We start from the raw sequence: 4,881 nt of genomic DNA, 5'->3' as shown, positions 1-4,881 counted from the left end.
CTGCGCGCCTTGGTTTTGCTGGGAGGTCGGCAGAGCGGGCTTCCTGCCCGCCTGCGACGCACGGCATCCATGCCGTGCCCCTGACGGGCTAATCCCAGCAAAACCTGCGGTGCTCGGCGCGGCAAACGGGATTAGACTTCCGAATGACTGGTAGACAAGCATCCAGCTTAGCAACACTACAAAATATTTTCGTGCGTACACAGATAACTCAAATTAAAACCTATCTTTCATCGCTCTCATCGTCGCAAAAACAGACACAGGCGATGCAGTAGCATTTTTAATGCCTGTTGTAACGCTACTTGGTCGGCGCGTAAAAAAGGATTCGTCGCCCGCTCTTCGGCAATCGTCGATGGAATAGTCGGTTGCTGCTGTGCGCGTAATCGCTTAATCTCGGCATAGCGTTGTTGTAATAGTCTATTGTCTGGCTCTAAACTCAACGCAAATCGGGCATTCGTTTCAGTATATTCGTGTGCGCAATACACGCGCGTTTGCGGCGGTAACGCACGCAGTTTTTGCAAAGAAGACCATAATTGCTCAGCACTACCCTCAAATAAACGACCACACCCCATGACAAACAACGTATCACCGCAAAATAGCAAATCCGCTTCAGGCAGGTAATACACAATATGGCCTGATGTATGACCTGGCGTGGTTAAGACATGGATAGTATATCGACCAAACGGCACAGTACTACCCTCTGTGACCTGAATACTAATGCCAGGTATTCTATGCGCATCGTCTTGGTAGCCGACAATCGCACAACCGGTTTGTTGTTTCAACACCAAGTTACCACCGACATGGTCAGAATGATGATGAGTGTTTAACACATAATCCAACCGCCATTGTTGCTGCGCTAATTCTACCAATACCGGCTCAGCTAGAGCAGGGTCTATAACAGCAGTCACACCGGATTCTTCATCGTGCACTAAATACACATAGTTATCGTTTAGCACAGGAAGAATCTTAACTGAAACAGAATGCACTAAACTCATGGCCGTTTAGTAGTTTTGAAAGTCCGATAAAAATCGCTATCGCTTTCATCTTCGGACAACATCATATCTGGGTTTTCAAAGTCACCGGCATTGGCCGTGCCTAATTTAATCATTAAGCGGACTTCGTTACGCGAATCAGCATAATCGAGCGCGTCATCAAAGCCAATTTTGTCGGACATATATAAATCGAATAACGCCTGGTCAAAGGTTTGCATACCATGCTCACGCGAATCTTTCATTAGCTCTTTTAGCTTACTAATTTCGCCTTTGCGTATGTAATCTTTCGCTAATGGCGTATTAATCATAATCTCTAACGCCGGATAACGCCCTCTACCGTCAATGCGTTTCACCAATTGCTGCGCGATAATACCGCGTAAATTCAGCGATAAGTCCATTAAAATTTGCGAATGCATGTCTTCGGGAAAGAAATGCAAAATCCGGTCTAAGGCTTGGTTAGCATTATTAGCATGTAACGTGGTCACGCATAAATGACCTGTCTCAGCAAACGTAATCGCATTTTGCATGGTTTCACGGGTTCTAATCTCACCAATTAAAATCACATTCGGTGCTTGCCGTAAGGTGTTTTTCAACGCGATTTCATAAGATTCAGTATCTAAACCGACTTCACGTTGCGTGACAATACAGCCTAAATGCTGGTGTTGATATTCAATAGGGTCTTCAATGGTAATAATATGACCACTGCTGTTTTCATTACGATGCCGAATTAACGCCGCTAATGATGTCGACTTACCCGTGCCCGTTGCACCGACAAAAATCAACAAGCCACGCTTTTCCATAATTAAATTTTTCAAAATAGGCGGTAAATTTAGCGACTCAACGGTAGGAATATTATTCTCAATCCGCCTTAACACCATACCCGCAGCATCGCGTTGAATAAAGGCGCTAACCCGAAACCGGCCTAGGTCCTTAACACCTATTGCAAATTGGCATTCATTAGTATTTTCAAATTCGTTGATTTGCCGTTGCGTCATAATACTCTTGACAACTTTCAACGATTGCTCAGGTGTTAATATTTGCTTAGAAATTTCGACTAAATCACCATCGACTTTAATCGTAGGCGCTCTGCCTGCCGTGATAAATAAATCAGAGGCCTTCTTTTTAACCATTAATTCCAAAATGGGGTCGAGTATAGGATTAGAATCTAACATAATACCCTCACATGAATATGTCTTTGTTAACCGCTTTAACCATAGCTGTTTTGGCGTTAATCAAACCTTTATCCACCATTTCTTTTAAATTCTGATCTAAAGTTTGCATACCATCTTTGCGCCCGGTTTGAATTGCCGAATACATCTGCGCCACTTTAGCCTCACGAATCAAGTTACGAATTGCCGGCGTACCGACCATAATTTCATGCGCTGCACAGCGACCGCCGCCAATTTTTTTTCAACAAAGTTTGCGAAATAACCGCTTGCAGCGATTCTGACAACATCGCGCGAATCATATCTTTTTCAGCGGCTGGAAAACACGTCGATAATACGGTCTATGGTCTTAGCGGCTGAAGTCGTATGCAAGGTACCAAACACCAAATGCCCGGTTTCGGCCGCAGTTAACGCCAAACGAATCGTCTCTAAATCCCGCATCTCACCGACTAACACAATATCGGGGTCTTCACGCAAGGCAGAACGCAACGCCTCATTAAACCCATGCGTATCTCTATGCACTTCCCGCTGGTTAATCAAACATTTCTGGCTTTCGTGCACAAACTCGATAGGGTCTTCAATCGTTAAAATATGCGCGTATTCGTTTAGATTAATATGGTTAATCATCGCCGCTAACGTCGTTGATTTGCCTGAACCGGTAGGTCCCGTCACCAAAATCAAACCACGCGGCTTTTTACATAATTCTTCAAAAAAATTTAGGTGCGTTAAGGTCTTCTAATGATAAAACTTTCGACGGAATCGTCCGAAATACGCCAGCTGCGCCTCTATCTTGATTAAACGCGTTCACCCGAAACCGGGCAACACCGGGCAGCTCAAACGAAAAGTCGGTTTCTAAAAATTCTTCGTAATCCCGTCGTTGCTTGTCATTCATAATATCGTAAATCAATGCATGAACTTCCTTATGCTCTAACGCCGGAATATTAATCCTACGAATATCGCCATCCACGCGTATCATAGGCGGGAGTCCTGCCGATAAATGCAAATCCGACGCTTTATTTTTAACTGAAAAAGCTAATAATTCACTGATGTCCATTATGTCCTCACAAGCAAAAGTAAAAGATACCATAGCACGATGAATGCTCATACGCGCTGCACGTTGCCAACACATCACACACCGACCATGATAGCAAACAATTTAAAGCGATTGATAAACCAAATCAGTCGCTACGAGTACGAAGCTGGACGCCAGCCTAATTCAGTATTATTGCTAGCCGTAAGCAAAACCAAACCCGCTAGCGACATTATAGCCGCTTATCAAGCCGGACAACGGCATTTTGGCGAAAACTATCTACAAGAAGCGCTACAAAAACAGCGATTACTAGGCGCCTTTGATATAAGCTGGCATTTCATCGGCCCTATTCAATCCAATAAAACCAAACTTATAGCTCAGCATTTTGCTTGGGTGCATAGCGTCGATAGCTTTAAGATTGCTCAACGCTTAAGCGCACAACGACCTGATGGTTTACCGCCACTTAACGTACTCATTCAAGTCAACATTAGCGACGAAACCAGTAAATCCGGCATTCAGTTAGCTGAATTGCCCGAATTATCCCAGCGAATTATGGAGCTGCCTAACCTCAGACTAAGAGGCGTCATGAGCATACCTGCACCGGAAGTCGACTATGCCAACCAATGCAAACCTTTCCGCCAGCTACACAGCGCCGTAACCGCATTAAACCAGCAAGCGTTCGATACGTTTTCTTATGGCATGAGTGGTGATTTAAAAGCGGCTATTCACGAAGGTTCGACGCTAGTACGGATAGGAACGGCGCTATTTGGGGCAAGGGATTAGCTAAGTTAATGCTTGTTCGTGCTATTTAGCATAATAGATTATTCTGACTCATGTTATTAAATCGGTCACTAGCCAACATGCATTACGCCGAATGATCAGACTACAACACAGACTACGCATCTAAGAGCTGTTAAACTTTCAGTAACAGAGTAAAATACCGCTATTGTTATATGATTAAAGGGTAAACTGCGATGAAGGTAAAGTCACATGTTCCACCTAAACCTATGCCTATGCCGGCACCCTTGCCTGCACCACAGCCATCAACGCCCAGCAAAACATAGCGCATAAACCTAAGGAGCTAACGATGCAAAAACAAAAGATTCAAGTTATTTCCGAGATTCGTTATGCGATTAGACTTTGCCAGCGTACTGCGCGGTTGTATCGCAATATACAAACAACGGGTACGTTTTTAACGATTGTCGGCGGTAGTGCAACGATTACAGCTTTGGCCAAAAACCTGCCTGATGATATTGCGATTATTGGCACCGGCTTATTGGCGTTGGCAGGGGCCGCATTGATTGCTATTAGGCCAGCAGATAAAGCCGCTGCCAATGAAAATGATGTTAAACGCTATCAAGCCATCTTGGCTAAATCAGCGGCAATGTCCGTTGATGAGTTGCAGCAAGCCGTCGAAGAAGCGCATATCAGTGACGCGCCAGAAATTGAGGCAATGCGTTCAATTGCCTATAACGATGTCGTTAAAGAACTTAATCGATTGGATTGCATTGAAAAGCTGAGTTTTTTTCAATCGATACTGGCAAAAATAGCCTAGCGGATAGGGCACGAGCGTTAGCGTATTGCGCCGCGTTTCTGGGTTCAGGCCTTACATTTGACGTGACACCCTCGTTTTTTAACGATTTTGATGCAAATTGTAAGGCCTGACCCCTCCCTGCCACAGCCTAGTGGATAGGAC

General features: G+C 44.5%; 4 protein-coding genes and 1 pseudogene. 2 read left to right on the top strand and 3 right to left on the bottom strand.

Features of this window, described 5'->3' with window-relative positions; all coding sequences use genetic code 11:
• Positions 1 to 236 precede the first annotated feature (236 nt).
• The 3 genes and pseudogenes from gloB to VZ94_RS14805 form a co-directional block, all read right to left on the bottom strand.
• Positions 237 to 992 carry a hydroxyacylglutathione hydrolase gene (gloB, locus tag VZ94_RS14815; protein WP_338040431.1) on the bottom strand — a complete coding sequence of 252 codons (756 nt, stop codon included), beginning with the start codon at positions 990 to 992 and terminating at the stop codon, positions 237 to 239.
• Complete coding sequence (locus tag VZ94_RS14810; protein ID WP_045779820.1) at positions 989 to 2,161, bottom strand: PilT/PilU family type 4a pilus ATPase; 1,173 nt, start codon at positions 2,159 to 2,161, stop codon at positions 989 to 991. Before VZ94_RS14810 ends, gloB begins: the two co-directional genes overlap by 4 nt.
• A gap of 7 nt (positions 2,162 to 2,168) precedes the next feature.
• Positions 2,169 to 3,209 (bottom strand): annotated as a pseudogene (locus VZ94_RS14805) (type IV pilus twitching motility protein PilT).
• A gap of 87 nt (positions 3,210 to 3,296) precedes the next feature.
• On the opposite strand from VZ94_RS14805, the gene VZ94_RS14800 reads away from it, so the two are divergent.
• Both VZ94_RS14800 and VZ94_RS14795 read left to right on the top strand, forming a co-directional pair.
• Positions 3,297 to 3,968 carry a YggS family pyridoxal phosphate-dependent enzyme gene (locus VZ94_RS14800; RefSeq protein WP_045779821.1) on the top strand — a complete coding sequence of 224 codons (672 nt, stop codon included), beginning with the start codon at positions 3,297 to 3,299 and terminating at the stop codon, positions 3,966 to 3,968.
• A 304-nt stretch (positions 3,969 to 4,272) separates the two neighbouring features.
• Positions 4,273 to 4,740, top strand: coding sequence for a hypothetical protein (locus VZ94_RS14795; RefSeq protein WP_045779819.1), 468 nt, complete (start codon positions 4,273 to 4,275; stop codon positions 4,738 to 4,740).
• Positions 4,741 to 4,881: the final 141 nt, after the last annotated feature.

This window comes from Methylocucumis oryzae (assembly GCF_000963695.1).
GTDB classification, from domain to species: domain Bacteria; phylum Pseudomonadota; class Gammaproteobacteria; order Methylococcales; family Methylomonadaceae; genus Methylovulum; species Methylovulum oryzae.
Note: the sequence above shows the minus strand (reverse complement) of the source record. Positions and strands in the feature narration are given on the sequence as shown.